This is a genomic window from Duganella zoogloeoides (genome assembly GCF_034479515.1).
Taxonomy (GTDB): Bacteria; Pseudomonadota; Gammaproteobacteria; order Burkholderiales; family Burkholderiaceae_D; genus Rugamonas; species Rugamonas zoogloeoides.
In genome coordinates this window covers 2,970,570-2,991,485 of record NZ_CP140152.1, presented here as the reverse complement: position 1 = coordinate 2,991,485, position 20,916 = coordinate 2,970,570, and the positions used below count along the sequence as shown (strand labels likewise).

The 20,916-nt window shown below is 65.8% G+C and carries 17 protein-coding genes; 11 read left to right on the top strand and 6 right to left on the bottom strand.

Going from position 1 to position 20,916, the window contains the following annotated elements:
* The first annotated feature begins 1 nt into the window (after position 1).
* From SR858_RS13235 to SR858_RS13190, 10 genes are all read left to right on the top strand, one after another.
* Entirely contained in the window at positions 2-1,918 is a 1,917-nt protein-coding gene (locus tag SR858_RS13235; protein WP_019921272.1) for a putative cobaltochelatase, read from the top strand.
* Between the two features lie 31 nt (positions 1,919-1,949).
* On the top strand, positions 1,950-2,657 hold the full coding sequence (locus SR858_RS13230; RefSeq protein ID WP_019921271.1) for a cobalt-precorrin-7 (C(5))-methyltransferase: 708 nt from the start codon (positions 1,950-1,952) through the stop codon (positions 2,655-2,657).
* Positions 2,654-4,294: a precorrin-8X methylmutase gene (locus SR858_RS13225; RefSeq protein WP_019921270.1), complete on the top strand. Its 1,641-nt coding sequence runs from the start codon at positions 2,654-2,656 to the stop codon at positions 4,292-4,294. The genes SR858_RS13230 and SR858_RS13225 overlap by 4 nt, the downstream gene beginning before the upstream one ends.
* Positions 4,281-5,417, top strand: a complete 1,137-nt coding sequence (cbiD, locus tag SR858_RS13220; protein ID WP_019921269.1) for a cobalt-precorrin-5B (C(1))-methyltransferase CbiD — start codon at positions 4,281-4,283, stop codon at positions 5,415-5,417. The genes SR858_RS13225 and cbiD overlap by 14 nt, the downstream gene beginning before the upstream one ends.
* Positions 5,414-6,145: a precorrin-2 C(20)-methyltransferase gene (gene cobI / locus SR858_RS13215; protein WP_019921268.1), complete on the top strand. Its 732-nt coding sequence runs from the start codon at positions 5,414-5,416 to the stop codon at positions 6,143-6,145. The genes cbiD and cobI overlap by 4 nt, the downstream gene beginning before the upstream one ends.
* The gene (gene cobM, locus SR858_RS13210) at positions 6,146-6,922 is read left to right on the top strand and encodes a precorrin-4 C(11)-methyltransferase (RefSeq protein ID WP_019921267.1); all 777 of its coding nucleotides are present in this window, start codon (positions 6,146-6,148) and stop codon (positions 6,920-6,922) included.
* Positions 6,919-7,689, top strand: coding sequence for a cobalamin biosynthesis protein (locus tag SR858_RS13205; protein ID WP_019921266.1), 771 nt, complete (start codon positions 6,919-6,921; stop codon positions 7,687-7,689). Before cobM ends, SR858_RS13205 begins: the two co-directional genes overlap by 4 nt.
* Entirely contained in the window at positions 7,689-9,266 is a 1,578-nt protein-coding gene (cobJ, locus tag SR858_RS13200; protein WP_019921265.1) for a precorrin-3B C(17)-methyltransferase, read from the top strand. The genes SR858_RS13205 and cobJ overlap by 1 nt, the downstream gene beginning before the upstream one ends.
* Positions 9,263-10,366, top strand: coding sequence for a CobW family GTP-binding protein (locus SR858_RS13195; RefSeq protein WP_019921264.1), 1,104 nt, complete (start codon positions 9,263-9,265; stop codon positions 10,364-10,366). The genes cobJ and SR858_RS13195 overlap by 4 nt, the downstream gene beginning before the upstream one ends.
* Positions 10,367-10,451: 85 nt before the next feature.
* Positions 10,452-10,991, top strand: coding sequence for a HupE/UreJ family protein (locus tag SR858_RS13190; RefSeq protein ID WP_019921263.1), 540 nt, complete (start codon positions 10,452-10,454; stop codon positions 10,989-10,991).
* Between the two features lie 15 nt (positions 10,992-11,006).
* Here SR858_RS13190 and SR858_RS13185 read toward each other — a convergent pair whose 3' ends face one another.
* Positions 11,007-11,222, bottom strand: a complete 216-nt coding sequence (locus SR858_RS13185; RefSeq protein ID WP_154819827.1) for a hypothetical protein — start codon at positions 11,220-11,222, stop codon at positions 11,007-11,009.
* A gap of 73 nt (positions 11,223-11,295) precedes the next feature.
* Entirely contained in the window at positions 11,296-13,011 is a 1,716-nt protein-coding gene (locus SR858_RS13180) for a ubiquinone-dependent pyruvate dehydrogenase (protein WP_019921261.1), read from the bottom strand.
* A 162-nt stretch (positions 13,012-13,173) separates the two neighbouring features.
* Between SR858_RS13180 and SR858_RS13175 the strand changes: the two genes are divergently transcribed.
* A complete protein-coding gene (locus tag SR858_RS13175) occupies positions 13,174-15,720 on the top strand; it encodes an excinuclease ABC subunit UvrA (RefSeq protein WP_019921260.1) in 2,547 nt (848 codons plus the stop codon).
* Positions 15,721-15,778: 58 nt separating this feature from the next.
* Here SR858_RS13175 and SR858_RS13170 read toward each other — a convergent pair whose 3' ends face one another.
* The 4 genes from SR858_RS13170 to SR858_RS13155 all read right to left on the bottom strand — a co-directional run bounded on the left by SR858_RS13170 (position 15,779) and on the right by SR858_RS13155 (position 20,909).
* Complete coding sequence (locus tag SR858_RS13170) at positions 15,779-15,934, bottom strand: hypothetical protein (protein WP_019921259.1); 156 nt, start codon at positions 15,932-15,934, stop codon at positions 15,779-15,781.
* An 81-nt stretch (positions 15,935-16,015) separates the two neighbouring features.
* Entirely contained in the window at positions 16,016-17,731 is a 1,716-nt protein-coding gene (locus SR858_RS13165) for a tannase/feruloyl esterase family alpha/beta hydrolase (RefSeq protein ID WP_019921258.1), read from the bottom strand.
* A 94-nt stretch (positions 17,732-17,825) separates the two neighbouring features.
* Complete coding sequence (locus SR858_RS13160) at positions 17,826-18,998, bottom strand: ABC transporter substrate-binding protein (RefSeq protein WP_019921257.1); 1,173 nt, start codon at positions 18,996-18,998, stop codon at positions 17,826-17,828.
* Positions 18,999-19,034: 36 nt separating this feature from the next.
* Positions 19,035-20,909, bottom strand: coding sequence for a feruloyl-CoA synthase (locus SR858_RS13155; RefSeq protein WP_019921256.1), 1,875 nt, complete (start codon positions 20,907-20,909; stop codon positions 19,035-19,037).
* Positions 20,910-20,916 lie beyond the last annotated feature (7 nt).

The window sequence follows — 20,916 nt, the reverse complement described above, 5'->3', positions numbered from 1 at the left end:
GATGACGAATTTCCCTTTCAGCGCCATCGTGGGGCAAGAGCAGCTGCGCAGGGCCTTGATGCTGTGCGCGGTCGATCCCGGCATCGGCGGCGTGCTCATACGCGGCGACAAGGGCACGGCCAAGAGCACGGCCGCGCGCGCGCTGGCCGAAGTGCTGCCGCCGATTGAACTGGTCCGTGGCTGCGCCTTCAACTGCACGGTGGACGCGCCGTGCGAGCACTGCGCAACCTGCAGCCAAACCGACCGCGTGACCAGTCTGTCGCCGGTGCCGTTCGTCACGCTGCCGCTCGGCGCCACCGAAGACCGCGTGCTGGGCAGCCTCGATCTGTCGCGCGCGCTGAACGGCGGCCAGAAAGCATTCCAGCCTGGCTTGCTGGCCGCCGCCCATCGCGGCCTGCTGTACATCGATGAAGTCAACCTGCTGGCCGACCACCTGGTGGACGTGCTGCTGGACGTGGCCGCCATGGGCGTGAACCGCGTGCAGCGCGAGGGCCTGTCGGTCAGCCACCCGGCGCGCTTTACGCTGGTGGGCACCATGAACCTGGAAGAGGGCGACCTGCGTCCGCAACTGCTCGATCGCTTCGGCCTGATGGTGGAAGTCACCGCCCCGCGCGAAAAGGCGGTGCGCGCCGAAGTGGTACGCCGCCGTATCGGCTTCGAGGCCGGTCCTGCCGCCTATGTCGAATCCTGGCGCGTGCAGCAGGATGCCTTGCAGGCCAAACTGGCCAGGGCGCAGGAGCTGCTGCCGCAAGTGCAGCTCGACGACGCGCTGCTCGATCTGATCAGCCACCTGTGCTGTGAACTGGAAGTGGCCAGCCTGCGCGCGGACATCGTCATGTACAAGACCGCACGCGCGATTGCCGCGCTGGACGCCCGCACGCAGGTCACGCCACAGGACATACGCGGCGCGGCCGAACTGGTGCTGCCGCACCGGCGCCGCCGCAAACCGTTCGAGCAACCGGGCCTGGACCAGGACAAGCTCGATGACCTGATGCAGCAGGCGCAGGACGAGTCGCCTCCACCGCAGGATGGCGCGTCGAATGCTGACGGCAGTGACCAGCAGCCGCAGGCGAACGAGCAGTCCGGGGGCGAGCAGGATGAACAGGTATTTGCCGCCGCGGCCGTCGGGCCGACCGCGCGCATTTCGGTCGAGACGCAGTCGGTTCCTGGTGCGGCCGGCCGCCGCAGTGTAGCCCGGCAGGCATCGCGCGGCCACGTGCTGCGTGCGGTACCCAACGAGCAGCCGACCAGCATCGCCATCGGCGCCACCTTGCGCAGCGCCGCGCTGCGCGGCGCGGACGGCGGCGTTCAGGTTACGCGCGCCGATCTGCACCAGCAGGTACGGGTGGGCACCAGTGCCAACCTGATACTATTCGTGGTCGATGCCTCGGGTTCGATGGCGGCGCAGCGGCGCATGGAGGCGCTCAAGGGCGCGGTGGTCAATTTGCTCACCGACGCCTATCAGCAGCGCGACGAAGTGGCAGTGGTGGCGTTTCGCGGCCAGCGTGCCGAGTTGCTGCTGGCGCCCACGCGCAGCGTCGATCTGGCCGAGCAGGGCTTGCGCGAACTGCCCACGGGCGGGCGCACGCCGTTGCCGCACGCGCTGCAACTGGCGCTGGAAACCTTGCAGCGCGCAAGCGCCAATGCCAGGGCAAACCCGCCGCTGCTGGTGCTGCTCACGGACGGCAAGGGCAATGTGCCGATCAGCGAAGGCGGCGATCCGTGGCGCGAATCGCTGGCATTGGCGGAGGTGCTGGCCGAGCGCCGCGTGCCGGCGCTGGTGATCGATACCGAAAACGGCTATCTGCGCCTGGGACGCGCCGCGCAACTGGCGCAGGCGCTGGGCGCCGAGTGTTTGACACTGGAAGAATTATCGGCCGACAGCCTGGCGCTGACGGTCCGGGCACGACTGGCTTGACGCCGGTCTCGTAAAGTTATCAGGAGCAGTAATGATTATTTGTATAGGCGCCGGCCCCGGCGACATCGGTTACCTGACCCAGCGCGGCGCGGAGTTGATCCGTGACGCCGACGTGGTGGCCGGCTTCGAGGCTGTGCTCAACGTGGTGCGCAGCCTGATTCCCGAGACCGCGCGCGTGGTCAGCATGGGTTACCGCGACCAGGTCGAGCAGCTCGACAACGTGGCAGTGGAACACCACGCCGGTAAAAAATGCGTGGTCGTGTTCATGGGCGATATCCACTTCAGCGGCTTCCAGTACCTCGAACGCGTGGAGCGCGCCTGCGGCCACCCGGTCGAGTCGCTGCCCGGCATTTCATCGGCGCAGATCCTGGCGTCGCGCGCCAAGGTGTGCTTCGACGAGACCACGTTCATCACTTTCCATCGCCGTGGCGACCTGGAACCGTTCAAGCGCCACCTGGTGCACGTGCTGCAAGACCAGCGCAACGCCATCGTCATCCCGTGTCCGTGGGATGCGGCGCGCTCGTTCATGCCATGGCATATCGCCAAGTACCTGATCGAGCAGGGTATCCCGCCGAACCAGCCCACCGAAGTGTGGGAAAACCTCACCCGTGGCGAAGCCGAGTGGCATGGCACGCTGGCCGAATGCGCCGAGCGCGAAGTGTCGGACATGAGCATCATGCTGATCCGCACCATGGCGCCGATGGCCAGCCAGATCGAACCGGCGCCGGTGGTGGCATGAGCGGTGGCGATCAATTCGGCATCGTGATCGCGGGCCATGGCAGCCGCGACCCGGACGCCGTGCGCGAGTTCGAAGCGCTGGTGGAGCTGATCAAGCTGCGCGTGCCGCAGGACGTGGTCACCCACGGCTACCTCGAATTTGCCACGCCGACGATTGCGGAAGCGGTGGCGGCCAACCTGGCCGGCGGCGCCAGACAGGTGGCGATCGTGCCCGGCGTGCTGCTGGCCGCCCGTCACGCCAAGAACGACATGCCGGCCGAAATGCAGGCTGCGGCGCGCGACTATCCCGAGATCGATTTCCATTTCGGCGCGCCGATGAACCTCGATCCCAAGCTGCTGCAACTGGCGCAGGAACGCATCGTCGCCGCCGAAGCCCTGTCGCCCAATACCGTGCGCCGCTCGGACACCTGCCTGGTGGTCGTCGGTCGCGGCACCACCGATCCCGACGCCAACGGCGAAGTGGCCAAGCTGGCGCGCATGCTCGAAGAGGGGTTGGGCTTCGGCGCAGCCTACGTCTGCTATTCCGGCACCGCCAGCCCGCTGGTGGCCGATGGTTTGCGCAGCGCTGCAAAGCTCGGCTACGCGCGCGTGGTGGTGCTGCCGTTCTTCCTGTTCGACGGTGTGCTGGTCAAGCGCATCTATGCCGCAGCAGACGACCTGGCCGAGCGCGAGCCGGGCCTGGAAGTGCTCAAGGCCGGCTACCTGGGCGTGCATCCGCTGATGGCGGACGTGATGATCGAACGCGCGCGCGAAGCGGTGGCCGGTCGCGCGGCGATGAACTGCTCGCTGTGCAAATACCGGGTGCAGATCGTCGGCTTCGAGCAGCAGGTGGGCGAGCCGCAGCAGGCGCATCACCTGGCCGTACGCGCGCTATCGGCCAGGCTGAACGAGCCGCTTGCGGCACAGCCTTCCCGGTACAAACCTTACCTGCCGCATCCGATCGAAGCGGAAAGCTTCCGCATCATCGCCGAGGGCCGCGACTGGACGCCATTCCCGCAGGACCAGCTGACCATCCTGCAACGGCTGGTGCATACCAGCGGCGACTTCGACGCCGTCAACGACATGTATTTCTCGCCGGGCGCCGTGGACAGCGGCATCCGCGCGCTCCTGCGCTGCAAGCGCATCCTCACCGATGTGACCATGGTGCAGACTGGCCTCAAGCGCGCGCTGCTCGAAGAACTGGGTATCGACACCTGGTGCGGCGTGCATGACCGCGAAACACATTTAATGTCCGAACAATACGGCATCACCCGTTCGGCGGCCGGCATCCGCCGGGGCTGGGAAAAATTCGGCAACGACGTGGTGGTCTCGATCGGCGACGCGCCGACGGCGATTGCCGAAGCCACGCGCCTGATCCGCGAGCATGGCTGGCGCCCGCAACTGGTGATCGGCCTGCCGGTGGGCTTTGTCGGCACGCGCGAGACCAAGGAAGATTTGCGACGCTGCCTGCAGGTGCCGCGCATTACCAACCGCGGCACGCGCGGCGGCTCGCCATGGGCGGCCAGCGTGGTCAATGGCCTGATGATCGATGCGTTGAACGGCCTGTCGGCGCAACAAGCTTCTGAACAAGCGGCCGAACCAGCAGCAGAACAAGCAGCAGAACCGGCGGCGGTACCGAGGGAAGATGTCGCTGGCTGAACGCCAGCCGTTCGACCTCGGCGTCCTGGCCCTGAACGGCTTGCGGCGCGGACGCACCACGGGCAGTTGCGCCACGGCGGCCGTCAAGGCGGCGCTACGGCTGCTGCTGCAAGGCGTGCGCGTATCGAAAGTCGATATCGGCCTGCCCGATGGCGCCCACTATTTGTCGGTGCCGATCCAGGCCGTGGAGTGGCTGGAGCCGGGGCAGGTGGTGCGCGCCGAAGTCATCAAGGATGGCGGCGACGACCCCGATAACACGCACGGCGCCACCATCTTCGCGGAAGTGCGGCGCAACGACGCCGGCGAGGTGCGGTTCTTCGCCGGTCGTGGCGTGGGCACGGCCACCTTGCCCGGTTTGCGGGTGGCGGTGGGCGAGCCGGCCATCAACCCGGTGCCGCGCAAGATGATGCGCGAGGCCGTGGCCGACGTGATGCAAGGTGCAGAACAGGGTTTTGATCTGACCATCGGTTGCGAAGGCGGCGAGATCATCGCCACCAAGACCTTCAATCCGCGCCTGGGCATCGCGGGCGGCATCTCGATCCTCGGCACGTCCGGCATCGTGGAGCCGATGTCGCTGTCCACGTGGATTGCGTCGGTGGAGGTTTATATCCGGGTGGCGCTGGCGGGCGACCAGCAGTGCGTTGCCTACCTGCCGGGCAAGATCGGCCGCGAGTTCGCGCGCGACGTGTTGCAATTGCCGGAGAAGCGCACGGTGCAGATCGCGAACTTCCTTGGCGACGCGCTCGATTTTACCGAGCAGGTGCTGGTGGAAGAGCAGCGCACGCTCGGCGTGTTGTGGCTGGCCGGCCACCCGGGCAAGCTGGCCAAGGTGCTCGACGGCTGGTGGGATACGCATTCGAGCAAGAGCAAGATGGCCATGGGTGGCGTGGCCCGCGTGGCTTCGGAAATGGGATACGCACCAGCGATGGTGCAGCAAATTGAAAACGCCAATACAGTGGAAGCAGCAATGGATATATTAAGGCAGGAACCGGGCGCGGCAGCCTTCTGGCGTGAAATCGAACACCGCATTGCGGCGCTGGCGCGCGGACGTGTGCCCTCGGCGCGCCGCATTGAGGTGCGCCTGTTCGACCTGGCCGGCAATCTGCTCGGAGAGCACGCATGAAGCTCGGTACATTGTACGGCATCGGCGTCGGCCCCGGCCCGGCCGGCTTTGTGCCGGTGGCCGCGCTCGATGCGCTGCGTCACGCGGACCTGATCTACGCACCACGCGCGCGGGGTGCAGCCGATTCGGTGGCGCTGCAATGCCTGGCCAGCGCCGGCTTCATTCCCGACCCGGACAAGCTGCGCGAGATCGAGTTCAATATGGACCCGGACCGCTCGGTGCTGAGCGAGCATTACGCCCAGTTGGCCGATACGCTGGCGTTGGAATTGCGGGCAGGGCGCAACGTGGCCTACCTGACCATCGGCGACTCGCTCACGTATTCGACTTACGGCTACGTACTGGCCGGTCTGCGCGAACGGATTCCCGACCTGCCGCAGCGCACGTTCCCGGGCATTACCAGCTATGCCGCCGCCGCATCGGCCTTGGCCTGGCCGCTGGGCGAGGGCAAGGAGCGGGTACTGATCCTGCCATGCCCGGAGACGCCGCAAGAGCTGCGCCACGAGATCGAAACCCACGATATCGTGGTGTTGATGAAGGTCGGTACGCGCCTGCCGTGGGTGCTCGACCTGCTCCGCGACATGAGGATCGCCGATCACTGCGCGTTCGCGCGCCGGATCGGCTTGCCGGGTGAACTGCTGGCGTCCGGCGTGGCCGACCTGGTGGCCGATGATGCGATGGGTTACCTGGCCACCTTGCTGGTGCGCCGCAACCCGCGAAAGGACAGATAAATGAAAGTGTATTTTGTAGGTGCCGGCCCTGGCGCCGCCGATTTGATCACCCTGCGCGGCGCGCGCCTGCTGGGCAGCGTGCGCATGGTGCTGTACGCGGGTTCGCTGGTGCCGGTGGAAATGCTCAGCCACTGCGCGCCCGACACCGAACTGCTCGACACCGCGCAGATGGACCTGGAACAGCAGCAGGCCTGTTACGTGCGCGCCAAGGAACAGGACATCGACGTGGTGCGCCTGCACTCGGGCGACCCGGCCATCTACGGCGCCACCGCCGAGCAGATGCGCCGCCTCGAAGCGCTGGGCATCGCGTATGAAATCGTGCCGGGCGTGTCTTCATTTACGGCAGCAGCAGCTGCCATCGGCACCGAACTGACCAAGCCGGAAGTGTCGCAAAGCGTGATCCTCACCCGCGTTTCGGGCCGCGCGTCGGCCGTGCCGGAACTGGAATCGATCGCGCGGCTGGCCGAGCACCGCGCCACCATGTGCATCTTCCTCTCCGGCCCGCACCTGAAGAAAATCGTCACCGACCTGCTGCTGCACTATCCGCCGGAAACGCCGGTAAGCCTGGTGCACCGCGCCACCTGGCCCGAACAGCGCAGCTACACCGGCACGCTGGGCACGATCCTGGAAGAGACCAAGCGCGGCGCCTGGAATCTCACCACGATGATGCTGGTGGGCGCGGCGCTTGACAAGGGCATCGCCGCCGAATCGAGCCTGTATTCGAAAGACTTCACCCACTTGTTCAGGGTGGTGAAAAAGAGCGAGGAAGCCGCGTGAGTTCGCCGACGCCGCTTGGCATCTGGCTGGTGCGTCCCGAAGGGGAAGCGCTGGCTGCCGCCTTGCAGGCACGCCTTGGCGGCGACATCTACCGCCCGTGGATGCAGCCGGACCTGGCGCAAAAGACCCAGTTTGCCGCCAGCTATCGGCGCCATGCGCAATGGATCATGGTGGCCGCCAGCGGCATCGCCGTGCGCTTCCTCGAAGGACTGCCGGTCGATAAGCATACGGATCCCGCCGTGGTGGTGATCGACGAAGCAGGGCGCCACGCGGTGGCGCTGTTGTCCGGTCACGAGGGCGGCGGCAATATCCTGGCGTACCGCGTCGCAAACGTGGTGGGCGCGGCGCCCGTGGTCACCACTGCTACCGAAGCATTGAAGCCGCTGACGGTCGGTATCGGCTGCCGCAAGGGCGTGCCGGCCGCACGCATTGAGGCGGCGGTCGTCCAGGCCTTGCTGGCTGCCGGCGACTATGGCATGCGCGACGTGCGCGAGGTGGCGACGGTGGACCTGAAGGCGCAAGAGCCGGGCTTGCTGGCGTTTTGCCTCCAGCATGACCTGCCGCTGCGCGTATTCGCGCGCGCCACCCTGGCCGCGCGGCCGTGGGTCACGAAGCCGTCGGACTGGGTACAACGGAATGTGGGATTGAACGGGGTGTGCGAACCCTGCGCCCTGGTGGCGAGCCCGCGTGGCGCGCTGTTGGTGCCGAAAATGAGCCTGGACGGCGTCGCCGTTGCAGTGGTATTGGATAAATGGATGGAAATTTGATGAGTGGTGTTTTGAATCTGGTGTCGGTGGGCCCCGGTTACGAGGACTTGATCGTCCCGCGTGCGATTGCGGCCTTGAAGGACAGCGACGTGATCGTCGCCTATGAACTGTACTTGCGCTGGATCGCGCCCCATATCGAGGGCAAGCAGATTTTCAGCCCGCCGCTCACGCAGGAGCGCGAACGCGCGCAACTGGCGATCGAGCATGCGCGCAATGGCGCCAGGGTCTCCCTGATTTCGAGCGGCGACATCGGCATCTACGCGATGGCCGCGCTGGCGTACGAGGAAATGCGCGAGGACGATACCTACACGGTGAACCTGGTGCCGGGCGTGACGTCGGCCAACGCCTGTGCATCGCTGCTTGGCTCTCCGCTGTCGCACGACTTTGCGACGCTTAGCCTGTCGGACCTGCTGTGCCCCTGGGAGTGGATCGAACACCGCGCGCGCCACATCGCCCAGGCCGACCTGGCCTGCGTGATGTACAACGTGCAGAGCGCCAGCCGCCAGGAAGGCGTGTACCGGGTGCTGCAACTGATGCTCGAATCGAAAGCGCCGGGCACGCTGTGCGGCGTGGTGCGCAATGCGTACCGCCCGGGCCAGCAGGTGGACATTTATCGCCTCGACGAGCTGCCGGGACTGAAGTTCGACATGCTGACCACCATCGTGGTCGGCAACCGGTTTACGGCAAAAAAGCGGGGCCAGATTTTTACCCCGCGCGGCTATAACGACTGGGCGCAGCCTGAAGGTCCGCTGGCTGTAAAAGCCGCCCAGCAGGAGGACCAACTTCCCGGGAATGCCGTGTGGGTCTTCTCCGGCACGAGCGACGGCAATGCGCTGGCCGCCGACCTGGCCGCAGCCAACATCGGCCCGGTGGTGGTGTCGGCCGCCAGCGACCATGGTGGCGAGATTGCGCGCCAGGATTGCCCGGGCGTGGCCATCTGGTCGGGCCGGCAGGGCGTGGAAGCGCGCCGCCGCGTGTTGAACGCCAAGGGCGCGCGCGTGCTGCTCGACGCCACCCATCCCTATGCGCGCAATATGTCGGAACAACTGATGGCGTTGTCAAAAGAGCTGGGGATTCCCTACCTGCGCTTCGAGCGGCCCAGCGAGTACGCGCCGCACGATGGCGAAGCCTGCGCCTCGATCGAGGAAGCCGCTGCTCGTGCGGTCGCAACTGGCCAGCGCATCTTCCTGGCGACGGGATCGAAAGACCTGGCCACCTTCATGCAGACTGCGGGCGCGGCTGACAAACAGTGGTTCGTGCGCCAGACGGCGGAGCCGGAACTGATCGAACGCGCCCTGGCACTGGGCATCCCGCGCGAGCGCATCTGCGCCATGCAGGGCCCCTTCTCGGCTGAATTCAACACCGCGCTGTGGCGCGACTGGGGCATCGACTGCGTGGTGACCAAGGACTCCGGCGGCGCCGGCGGCTACCAGGCCAAGGTGCAGGCAGCCAAGGCGCTCGGCATTCCGCTGCTGGTCGTGGCGCGGCCGCAATTGGCTTATCCGGCCATGGTGGCCAATGTGGCCGATGTCGTCGATGCGCTGCATGCACTCAAGCCAGGACCAGCCGCAGCATGAAGCAGCTGATTCCCGTCACCATCGTCACCGGCTTTCTCGGCGCCGGCAAGACCACGCTGCTGCGCAGCCTGGTCGAGCGCCGCCAGACGCGCCGGCTGGCGTTGCTGATCAACGAGTTCGGCGAGATCTCGGTGGATGGCGCCGTGGTGCGCGATGCGGTGGGCGCCAGCACGCAGGTATATGTGCAGGACTTCGCCCACGGCCTGATCGCCTACGGCGACGACGAGCAGTTCGTGCCGGCCATGCTGGCCCTGGCCGCGCGCCGCGCCCAGATCGACCATGTGCTGATCGAGACGTCCGGCCTGGCGCTGCCCACGGCCGTGATGGAGCAGTTGCAAGGCGCCGAGTTGGCCGAGCACTTCATCCTCGACGCCACGCTGGCCGTGGTCGATACGCCGTTGCTGCTGTCGGACCGCTTCGAACACGGTGGCAGCAACGCACCGGCCGCCACCATGTTCGACCAGCAGCTCGAATATGCCGACGTGGTGGTGCTCAACAAGATCGATGGCGTCGATGAAGACGCTCTACTGGCCGCCGAAACGCGGGTGCGCGAACGCGCCCCCAAGGTGCGCTTCCTCGAACTGGCCTACAACGCGCAGCTCGATATCCGCCTGGCGCTGGGACTGCGGCTGCACCAGCCTGCGCGCATCGACCACGCCCATGTGTATGCAGCAGTGGCCACCATGCCTGGCCAGGATGCGGCGCCGCTGGCGGTGCAGACGCGGCTCAACGGCCATGCCCACTCGGGCCTGGGCGCGCACAGTCACGGCCTGGCCACCCACAAGCACTTCCACGAGCAGGATCCGGGCTGGCTGTCGTTCGTGCTGCGCAGCGATGCGCCGCAGGATGCGGACCAGCTGGCGCAGGCGCTGTCGGAAGCCGCCAGGGCCGAACCGATCTTGCGCAGCAAGGGCTATGTGCACAGCGAAGATGGCGACGGCGCCATGCTGGTGCAGGGCGTGCGCACGCGGGTGTCGGTCCACCGCGACCGTGACCGCGCCACGGCGCCGCGCTCGCAGCTGGTCTTTATCGGCTACCACATCAATCGCGGCAAGATCGCCGCGCTGCTGTCGGAACGCACCGGCACCAAGTGGCACTGATAGCACTAATAGCACTAATTTAATTTATCAAAAAGGGGAAACCATGAATTCGAAAAGCAAACTGTTACTCGTACTGTCAACGGTAATGGCACTGGCCGCAAGCGGCAACGCCATGGCGCACCCGGGCCACGCCGAAGGCGCCGTCGCGGGCCTGATGCATCCGCTCACCGGCCTCGATCACATCCTGGCGATGGTGGCGGTGGGCCTGTGGGCCGCGCAACTGGGCGGCCGCGCGCAGTGGCTGCTGCCGGCCAGCTTCGTCGGCTTCCTGGCCGTGGGCGGCGTGCTGGGCGCCAGCGGCGTCGTGCTGCCGATGGCGGAGGCGGGCATCGTCACGTCGGTGCTGCTGCTGGGCCTTCTGATCGGCTTCGCGGTGAAACTCAAGGCCGCGCCGGCGGCGCTGGCAGTGGGCATGTTCGCGCTGTGCCACGGCTACGCGCACGGCGCGGAAATGCCGGCCATGGGCAGCGGCATGTTGTACGGTGTGGGTTTCGTGGCCGCCAGCGCCGCACTGCACGTGTCGGGCCTGGGCCTGGCGCGCGCGGTGCAATCGCGCGGCAACTGGCTGCGCGCCGGTGGCGCAGCCATTTCGCTCGCGGGTGTGTGGCTCGGTCTCGCCGCCTGATTCCGTGATTCGGGATTAACTCTCTCTCATGCCGCGCAGGTGTTCGACGTCGGTGACAGCCTTCTGCCACACGGCGTCGGCATCGCTGATCGATCCCACTTGCAGCGGCAGGTTGCAGTCCTTGAGGACTTTGCCGGCCAGCGAAATCTTGTAGCGCAGCGCCGTGTACTCGATATCGTAGGTTTTCTTCAAACCCTGCCGGCGAACATAAGTGTCGTGTGAAGCGCTCATATCTCCTCCTGTCAGTTGAAACTTCAGGTTAGCACGTAGCCCCGAAAAGTGAAGCGAATTCGGGACGGTCGTGCTATTTGATGAAGTTATCCTTGATCAGGTCCAGCACGTCGCCACCGCGACCGCTCAGTACTGCCTTGGCCGAATACAGCGCGGTGCCCAGCACCTGCGCCGCTTCCACTGCCGGCGGCATCACCAGTTCGAATTTATCGGTGGTCACGTCCAGCAGCGCCGGTCCGGGATGGGCCAGCCATTCGATCACCGCGCGCTCGAGCGCAGCGGCCGATTCCACGCGGGTGCCGTGGATGCCCATCGCTGTCGCCACCTGGGCGAAGTCGGGGTTCTTCAATTCGGTGTAAGCGTCCAGCAGTCCCTCGACCTTTTGTTCCAGTTCCACGAAGCCCAGCGAACCGTTGTTGAACACTGCCACCTTGATGGCGATATTTTCCTGCACTGCGGTAATCAGGTCGCCCAGCAGCATGGTCAGGCCGCCGTCGCCCGACAGTGCGATCACCTGGCGGTTGGGGAACGCCTTTTTGGCGCCCAGCGCCTGTGGCATGGCGTTGGCCATGGTGCCGTGCGAGAGACTGATGATGGTGCGGCGCGTGCCCAGCGCGCGCGTATGGCGCAGCGCCCAGACCATCGGCGAGCCGCCGTCCGCCGTGAAGATGGCGTCATCGCTGGCATGCTTGTCGATCAGCGCGGTCAGGTATTGCGGGCGGATGGTGTCGCCGTCGCCGGGTGTGGCGCGCTCGTTGAGGTCTGCCATGGCCTTGTGGTGGCGCGCCACGCAGTCGTCGAGCCAGGTGCTGTCGCCACGGGGCTGGATGCGCGGCGCCAGCGCGCGCAGGGTGTCGGCGATGTCGCCCACCACGCCCAATTCGACCGGATGGCGGCGGCCCAGGTGGGCCGGGTCGATATCGATCTGGATGATGCGCGCATGGCTTGGATAGTACTGGCGCCAGGCGAAGTCGCAGCCCAACAGCAGCAAGGTGTCGCATTCGAGCACGGCGTGATAACCGGATTCCACGCCGAAGATGCCGGTCATGCCGACGTTGTACGGATTGTTCGGTTCAATAAAATCCTTGGCGCGCGAGGTGTGGGCAATCGGCGCTTTCAGGCGTTCGGCCAGCGCCATCAGGGCGCCGTGCGCGTGCTCGCATCCGGAGCCGCCATAGATGGCGATCTTCTTGCCGGCGTTGAGGATTTCGGCAATGCGATTGAGTTCGTTCTCGGACGGGCGGATATTCGGTTGCGCCAGGTGCACACTGAACGGCGGCTCGTCGCCGGCTGCTTCCTGCGAAACGTCCACCGGCAAAATGATCACGGCCACGCCGCGCCTGGCCAGCGCCGCCTGGGCTGCCATGGCGGTCACGCGGCGCGCTTGTGCCGGCGTACGGATCTCCTGGCAGAACACGCTGCACTGGTCGAAGATTGGCTTGTAATCGACTTCCTGCGGAAAATCGAAACCCTGTTCGTCGCGCTTGATCTGGCTGGCGATCAGCACCACCGGCGAGCGGTTGCGGTGCGCCTCGAACAGGCCGTTCACAAAATGCAGGCTGCCTGGCCCGCACGAACCCGCACACAAGGTGAGGCGGTTGGCAAGCGTGGCCTCGGCACCGGCCGCAAAGCCGCCCACTTCCTCGTGGCGCACGTGCACCCAGTCGATGTCGCTGCGGCGGATGGCGTCGGTAACGTAGTTGAGCGAGTCGCCCGGCACACCCCAGCAGTGCTTTGCTCCTGCCTGCTGCAGGGTCTCGATGACGACTTCCGCGACTGTTTTTGCCATGGCGTGGTTCCTCGGTATGATGGTTGGTATAGGTGGATGGCCGATCATGTGGCGTGCACCGCTTATCGTATGTTCGTTGCCGCACGCTAGGCGGTGATGCGCTGCGGAGCTCTGCCGCCACTGGCCGATAATGTCAGCCATCCCCTTCCTGACTGCGCTGCCATGTCCAAGACAAAATCATCGACAGAAAATATCGACAACGGTCACGTGCGCGTGCGCGGCGCGCGCGAGCACAATCTGAAAAACGTCGATGTCGATATCCCGCGCAACGCGCTGGTGGTGTTTACCGGCGTTTCCGGTTCGGGCAAATCATCGCTTGCCTTCGGCACGCTGTACGCCGAGGCCCAGCGCCGCTACCTGGAGTCGGTGTCGCCGTATGCGCGCCGGCTGTTCCACCAGATGGCCGTGCCCGAGGTGGACAGCATCGACGGCCTGCCGCCGGCGGTGGCCCTGCAACAGCAGCGCGGCGCGCCCACCACGCGGTCGTCGGTGGGCAGCGTCACCACGCTGTCGAATTCGATGCGCATGCTGTATTCGCGTGCCGGCGATTACCCGGCCGGGCAGCAATTGCTGTACGCCGAATCGTTTTCGCCCAACACGCCGCAGGGCGCGTGCCCACAGTGCCACGGCCTGGGCCGCGTGTACGAAGCGACCGAGCAATCGATGGTGCCCGACGACAGTCTGACCATCCGCGAACGCGCGGTGGCCGCCTGGCCCACCGCCTGGCACGGCCAGAACCTGCGCGACATCCTGGTCACGCTCGGCTACGACGTCGATACGCCGTGGCGCGACCTGCCCAAAAAAGTGCGCGACTGGATACTGTTTACCGACGAGCAGCCCACGGTGCCGGTGTACGCGGGCCTGACCCCCGCCGAAACCAAGCGGGCATTGAAGCGCAAGGAAACCCCGAGCTACCAGGGCACATTCACCGGCGCGCGTAAATATGTGCTGCAAACCTTTGCCGGTACCGAGAGCGCGATCATGAAAAAACGCGTGGCGCAGTACCTGGTCGGCATGGATTGCCCGACCTGCCACGGCAAGCGGCTGCGCACCGAATCGCTGTCGGTCACGTTTTGTGGCCACGACATCACCGAGATCGGCCGGCTGCCGCTCAAGCGCCTGGCCGAACTGCTGCTGCCGTTTGCCGAAGGGCGAGCCGTCAAACCGAAGGACGCCGCAAAGCATCCGGAAAAAGCCATCGTCACCCAGCGCATCGCCGAGGACCTGGTGGCGCGCCTCGGTGTGCTGCTCGACCTGGGCCTCGGTTACCTGAGCATGGAGCGCGCCACCCCCACCTTGTCGCCGGGAGAATTGCAGCGCCTGCGGCTGGCGACGGCCGTGCGCTCGTCGCTGTTCGGCGTGGTGTATGTGCTCGACGAACCGTCCGCGGGTCTGCATCCGGCCGACACCGAAGCGCTGCTGCGCGCGCTCGACCGGCTCAAGGGTGCAGGCAATTCGCTGTTCGTGGTCGAACATGCGCTCGACGTGATCCGTCACGCCGACTGGATCGTCGATGTGGGACCTCAGGCCGGAGAACACGGTGGCAAAGTGCTGTACAGCGGTGCGCCGGACGGTTTGCGCGACGTGGCCGAATCGCGTACGGCCGGCTACCTGTTCGAGCGCATCGAACGCGATCTCCGTGCCCCGCGCGAAGCGACCGGCAGCCTGCAACTGCGCGGTATCGAGCGCAATAACCTGCGTGCAGTCGATGTCGATATTCCGCTCGGCGTGATGACCTGCGTGAGCGGCGTGTCCGGCTCCGGCAAATCGAGCCTGGTGAGCCAGGCGCTGGTGCAGCTGGTGCGCGCACAACTGGGTCAGGATCATGTCGATGCCGAGGCGGAAGGCGCCGATCCGATGCTGGACGCCAGCGATGCGAGTTATGCAATAACGCTCAAGGGCCGCATTGCCCACGGCATGCAGGGCGTGCGGCGGCTGGTGCAGGTCGATCAGAAACCGATCGGCCGCACGCCGCGCTCCAACCTGGCCACCTACACCGGATTATTCGACCACGTGCGCAAGCTGTTTGCCGCCACCAGGGCGGCGCGCGCCCGCAAGTTCGACGCCGGGCGTTTCTCGTTCAACGTCGCCAAGGGGCGCTGCCCCAACTGCGCCGGTGAAGGTTTCGTCATGGTGGAGCTGCTGTTTTTACCGAGCGTGTACGCGCCTTGCCCCGAGTGCGAGGGCGCGCGGTACAACCCGGAGACCCTGGCCGTGCGCTACAACGACCGCAATATCGCCGACGTGTTGAAACTTACCGTCGATGCGGCAGCCGAGTTCTTTGCGGACCAGCCGCCGCTACGTCACGCGCTCGACGTGCTGCGCGCGGTGGGCCTCGGTTACCTGCGCCTGGGCCAGCCGGCCACCGAGCTGTCGGGCGGCGAAGCGCAGCGCATCAAGCTGGCAACCGAATTGCAGCGCGCCAGCCGGGGCGACACTTTATATGTGCTCGATGAACCGACCACCGGCCTGCATCCGTCCGATATCGATCTGCTGCTCGCGCAATTGCATGGGCTGGTCGATGCCGGCAATACGGTAGTGTTGGTCGAGCACAATATGCAGGTGCTGGCGGCGGGGGACTGGGTGATCGACGTGGGGCCGGGGGCGGGCGAGGAGGGGGGCGCAATCGTGTTTGCGGGCGTGCCGGACGCGCTGGCAAAGTGCAAGGGGAGTCGGACGGCGCCGTATTTGCGAAAAATGCTTGGTTAGCTGGTTTTGGATGCTTCGTTCCCGCCTGCGCGGGAACGAAGGAATTCAGACTGCCGGATCACACCGGCGGCTGGTTTTTCACGGAGTTGCGGTACTTGAGCCGTGCTGCGTCGCGTTTGACCGCTTCCGCCGCGATATTGCTGGCCTTGATCAGGCGCCGTTCGTCCTTGCCCCGGTGCTGGGCGATGTGCTTGTTGCCGATGCGCTTGGTCATGATTTCTCCGTATTGTCAAAGTGGAGCAACCAGCTTAATCGGTAGTGACTCCAGCGCTCTGTTAGCCAGCTAACCGAAAGTCTACGAACAGCTGAAGTTCGCCGCATCCTCGATGCTGCCGCTGCCCTTGTACTTTGCGGTTTTCGGATACGGGCACAATGGTCGTGTGCGTGCCGGCGACCATGCCGCCGGCACGCTGGCGTTCACACCACCGGCATTGCCCGCGCCGCGCGCGCTGGCCGTCACGCTGTCGGGCGCCACGCCTTTTTCCACCCAGTTCACCAAAGGCGTCAGCATGTCGAATTGCTCGGCGCTGGGTCCGCCCGAGCAGTGGTTCATGCCCGGAACCTGGTAGTAACGCGCGAAGTTGGCGGCGTCGCCGCCGTTGGCGGTGCGCAGGCCATCGTACCAGGCGGCGCTGTCGTTGCTCGAGAAAATGGGATCGCTGGTGCCGTGATAGACCATCATCTTGGCGCCGCGATTTTTCAGCTGCGACAAATCGGTGGCATTGGGCGGCACCATGAACGACAGCGCGCTTTCCGTGAAAAGCCCGCTGGTGGCGCCCACCTTGGCCAACATGGCAGCAAGGTCGCCGTCGCGCACGAACGCCGCTCCGTCGAAGGTGGCGCCGTTTTCCGGCGGCGCCTGGAACACCAGTCCCACTGCGCCCGAGTCGCGCGTGGTCGGGCTGCTGAACTTCCAGCTGGCCCAGTCGCTCGTGGCCAGGCCCGCATCGTAAGGGAAGCTGGTATAAATCTTGATGCCGGCTGCCGTGGTGGCGCCGGCGAACAGGCCGCCGATGGCGGTTTTTTGCGCTGCGCTCAGACAGCTGCCGTCACGCGCACCGCTGCAGGTGGCGACGTCGCGATTGAGATCGAACCCGGCCTGGCACGCTTGCGTGTTTTGTACCATGCCGTCGGTGGCGCCATCGAGCGCGTCGCACTTGGCCAGCACCGCGTTGGACACCAGCGTACGCTCGGCCGCCGTAAAGCCGGTGGATGGATCGCCGGCGGTCGTTGCCAGCGATGCGTAGGCCTTGCCGCCCGCGATATTGGCTACCGCCGCCAGCGGCAGCCGGTAGCCGGGATTGCCGACCAACACGCCGTCGTACTGGTCGGCGTAGCGCGCTGCCGCCACCATCGCGTGGCGGCCGCCGTTGGAGCAGCCGCCGATGTACGAGCGGTCCGGCTTTTTGCCGTACGCGGTTTCGATCAGGCTCTTGGCCATCGGCGTGAGCTTGCCCACCGCCTGGTGGCCGTAGTCGAGCCGCGCCTGCGGATCGGCGCCAAAGAAGGGCGTGGGTGCGCCATGGCCGGCGTCGGAACTGATGACAGCGAAGCCCTGGTTCAAGGCATTGTCCAGCGGGCCGCCACCGCCCACCGGGCCGGTCGCCGGCACCACCGAGCCATCGAGACCGCCGTTAGCCTGGTAGAAGAAGCGGCCGTTCCAGTTGGTGGGCAAACGCATCTCGAAGCCAATCGCGTAGCGCTGGCCATCGACCGTGCTCACGCGGTCGAACATGCGACCGGTGACCTGGCAGTGTGCCGGCACCGGCTTGCCGGCGATGGTGAGCGCACCGGCCGCAACAGTATTGGCGGCAGTGATGGTGGTGTTGGCCAGCTGGATCTTTGTCGCCAGGTCGGTGCACGACGCAAGCGTGGCGCCGGTGGCGGCGGCCAGTTGCGGCAGGGCCGGTGTGGCGGGCGTATTCGCGCCCAGGCTGGAGCTGCCGCCGGAGCAGGCGGTCAGCAGCAGCAGGTTGGCGGCGATGATCGATAATTTGAGCGTGGGTTGCATGGTGTCTCCTCGGGTCATTGCAAAAGCATGGGACGAGCCGGCCCGCGCAGCGTCTGTGGCTGCGTCGGACCTCGGGTGGACTACGGGTGGAAAGTTACTGCGGCGGGACGTCTTTCAGGGTGCCGATCGGCTGGTTTTGCAGCTTGCCGTTCACCTTGCGCACTTCGCGGATGTACATGTTCTGCACGATGTCGCGGGTGGCGGGGTCGATGCTGATCGGGCCGCGCGGGCTGTCGAGCTTCATGCCGCTCAACACTTTGACCGCTTCGTCGCCGCTGATGTCGCCCTTGAGCTTACGGGCGGTCTCGTAGATCATGGCCATGGTGTCGTAAGCGGCCACGGTGACAAAGGTCGGCGGCGGACGGTTGGGCAGAGCGGCGGCGTAGGCGGCCAGGAAGGCCTTGTTGGCCGGGTTGTCCAGCGCGGTCGAGTAGTTCAGTACCGTGATGGCGCCCAGCGCGCGGTCGCCCAGCGCTTCGAGCGTCGGCGAATCGCTGGTCATGTCGCCCACGCCCAGGAACTTGATGCCTGCCTTGTCCAGCCCCTTGTCGCTGAAGGCTTTCAATAGCGCGGTGCCGTCCTCCGACCCCGGTGCGAAGAAGAACAGGGCATCGGGTTTTTCATCCTTGATGCGCTGGATGAATGGCGAGTAGTCGGGATTGGCCAGCGGCGAACGGGCCGATCCCACCACCTTGCCGCCGGCGGCCGTGAAACCCTTAACGAACTTGGCCTCCGCATCGTGGCCAGTACTGTAATCGCTCACCAGCGTGTACACCTTGCCCACCTTGTTCTGGCCCGACCAGGTGCCGAACGGCTCCGTCATCTGGTGCATGGTCATGCTGGTACGCAGCATGTACGGAGACTTCGACGTGATGCCGGTGGTGACCGCGTTCATCACGATCATCGGAATCTTGGCCTTGGTGGCAATCGGCGCCACGGCCAACGCGCTTGGCGTGAGCGAGAAGCCGACCAGGAACTGCACCTTGTCGCGCGAGATCAGCTCCTGCGCCGCGCGCTTGGACAGGTCGGCATTGCTGCCGCCGTCGTCGCGGTAGATGATCTCGATCTTCTTGCCCGCCACGGTGCTGCCGTACTGCTGCATATAGGTCTTGATGCCGTCCTCGAACGGCTTGCCGATATTGGCAAAAGGTCCGGTCAGCGCGGCGATCACGCCGACCTTGATGGTGTCCTGGGCATATGCCGCATTCATTGTGAGCATTGCAGCGCCTACCGTCAGGCTCATGGCAGCCAGTTTGATGATTTTCATAGTGTCTCCGTTATAGTTGGCGATTTTTGTCAGTTGCTAAGCAGCGGTGATAACCTGTGGATCGGACCCTTCGTATAAAGCGTTGACCGTGGCCGCGCGGCGCGTGAGCACCGCCGCCTGGTTGATCGAGCCCTTGTCGGTGAGCTCACGGTGATCGATGGACGGCGGCTCCGCCTGCAGCAGCAGGCGGTCGATGCGCATCGATGAGCCGCTGGCATCCTGGTTCAGGCGTTGCAGCAATAGCCGGAACCATTCCCGTACCGGCGCGCTGGCCAGCACCTCGGCGGCAGTGGCGCCCTCGCCAAGGCAGGCCAGATGCTGGCAGTGCTCCAGGCGCGGGAATACCAGGAGGCCGATGGCGCTGCGGTCGATGCCGGTGACCACGGCGTCGAGCACATACGGCGTGGCCGCGCTGATCACACGCGCGCGCAACGGCCCCACGCTCACGAACGTGCCGGTATCGAGCTTGAAGTCTTCGGCAATGCGGCCATCGAACATGAAGCCCAGTTCCGGCTGCTCCGGCTCGGCGAAGCGCAGCGCGTCGCCAGTGCGGTAGTAGCCCTCGTCGTCGAACGCATCGGCGGTGAGGTCGGGCGCGCGCCAGTAGCCGGGCATCACGTGCGGTCCCTTGAAGCGCGCTTCGAGCTTGCCGCCCACCGGCACCAGCTTGACCTTGCAGCCCGGGACCGGCACACCGACGTACCCGGCCTTGATGATGCTGCCGGTACCGAAGGTGCACGACGGCGACGTCTCGGTCATGCCCAGGCCCGTGATGATGCGGATCGATTCGCCGGTCTGGCGAATGCCCGCCTGGTCGAGCCGGTCCCACGCCGCCTGCGACAGGCCCGCACCCGCACACAGGAACAGTTTGACGCGCGAGAAGAAGTTGGCGGACAGCTTGGCATCGGTTTCCATGGCGTCGGTCAGCATCTCGAAACCCTTCGGGATGTTGAAATACATGGTGGGCGCGATTTCGGCCAGGTTGCGCAGCGTGGCGCCGAAATCGCGCGGCGTCGGTTTGCCGTCGTCCAGGTAGAGCGTGCCGCCGTTATACAGCGCCATGCCCACGTTGTGGCTGCCGCCGAAGGTGTGGTTCCATGGCAGCCAGTCCACCAGCACCGGCGGCTCGTCGCCCATGAACGGAAAACTTTGCAGCAGCATTTGCTGGTTGCTGCACAACATGCCGTGGGTGGTGATGACGGCCTTGGGCTTCTTGGTGGAGCCGGAGGTGAACAGGAACTTGGCGATGGTGTGCTCGTTCACGGCCGCGTGGGCCGCCTCCACCGAGGCTGGCACGGCATCGAGCAGCGCGGCAAAGCGCAGTGCTTCCTGTCCCGCGACGTCGCCGTGCGCCAACACCAGCTGCACATCGGCCGGCAACGCGGGCAGCACGGCATTGATGGCGCGGCTGAACGCGGCGCCGTCGCTGGCATAAATCGCGCCCGGCGTCAGGCGTTCGAGCATGTCGGCCAGCTTGCCGAAATCGGTGGCCACCAGCGAATACGACGGCGACACCGGTGCAAACGGCACGCCGGCATACATCGCGCCCAGCGCCAGCTGGTAGTGTTCGAGGTCGTTCCCGGACAGGATCACCAGCGGCCGCTCGGCGGACAAATCCAGGTCGAGCAGCGCCTGGCCGATGCGGCGTGCGCGGTCCAGCATCTGCGCGTAGCTGATGCGTATCCATTCGCCGTCCGGACCGCGCCGGGCGACCACGGTGCGGTCCGGGTGGCGCGCGGCGCCCGATTCCAGGCGGTCGGTAAAGCGCGGCGGATAGGCGTCCAGCGGCGTGACGGCGTCCACGTGCCACAACCCGTCGTGCTGCCAGGCTGCGATCTCGGGATTACCCAGTTTGACCGGGCGCCGTTTTACTGTACCGCTGGTCCGCTCCGCATTCAAAGACTGATTCATGCGGAGC

Bases quoted from the DNA above. Each gene is read 5' to 3' on its own strand.
- SR858_RS13175 (WP_019921260.1), top strand. From the start codon at position 13,174: ATGTCCAAGACAAAATCATCGACAGAAAATATCGACAACGGTCACGTG.
- cobM (WP_019921267.1), top strand. From the start codon at position 6,146: ATGAAAGTGTATTTTGTAGGTGCCGGCCCTGGCGCCGCCGATTTGATC.
- SR858_RS13230 (WP_019921271.1), top strand. From the start codon at position 1,950: ATGATTATTTGTATAGGCGCCGGCCCCGGCGACATCGGTTACCTGACC.
- SR858_RS13195 (WP_019921264.1), top strand. From the start codon at position 9,263: ATGAAGCAGCTGATTCCCGTCACCATCGTCACCGGCTTTCTCGGCGCC.
- SR858_RS13185 (WP_154819827.1), bottom strand. From the start codon at position 11,222: ATGAGCGCTTCACACGACACTTATGTTCGCCGGCAGGGTTTGAAGAAA.
- SR858_RS13225 (WP_019921270.1), top strand. From the start codon at position 2,654: ATGAGCGGTGGCGATCAATTCGGCATCGTGATCGCGGGCCATGGCAGC.
- SR858_RS13170 (WP_019921259.1), bottom strand. From the start codon at position 15,934: ATGACCAAGCGCATCGGCAACAAGCACATCGCCCAGCACCGGGGCAAG.
- SR858_RS13190 (WP_019921263.1), top strand. From the start codon at position 10,452: ATGGCACTGGCCGCAAGCGGCAACGCCATGGCGCACCCGGGCCACGCC.
- SR858_RS13235 (WP_019921272.1), top strand. From the start codon at position 2: ATGACGAATTTCCCTTTCAGCGCCATCGTGGGGCAAGAGCAGCTGCGC.
- SR858_RS13155 (WP_019921256.1), bottom strand. From the start codon at position 20,909: ATGAATCAGTCTTTGAATGCGGAGCGGACCAGCGGTACAGTAAAACGG.
- cbiD (WP_019921269.1), top strand. From the start codon at position 4,281: ATGTCGCTGGCTGAACGCCAGCCGTTCGACCTCGGCGTCCTGGCCCTG.
- cobI (WP_019921268.1), top strand. From the start codon at position 5,414: ATGAAGCTCGGTACATTGTACGGCATCGGCGTCGGCCCCGGCCCGGCC.
- SR858_RS13160 (WP_019921257.1), bottom strand. From the start codon at position 18,998: ATGAAAATCATCAAACTGGCTGCCATGAGCCTGACGGTAGGCGCTGCA.
- SR858_RS13165 (WP_019921258.1), bottom strand. From the start codon at position 17,731: ATGCAACCCACGCTCAAATTATCGATCATCGCCGCCAACCTGCTGCTG.
- cobJ (WP_019921265.1), top strand. From the start codon at position 7,689: ATGAGTGGTGTTTTGAATCTGGTGTCGGTGGGCCCCGGTTACGAGGAC.
- SR858_RS13180 (WP_019921261.1), bottom strand. From the start codon at position 13,011: ATGGCAAAAACAGTCGCGGAAGTCGTCATCGAGACCCTGCAGCAGGCA.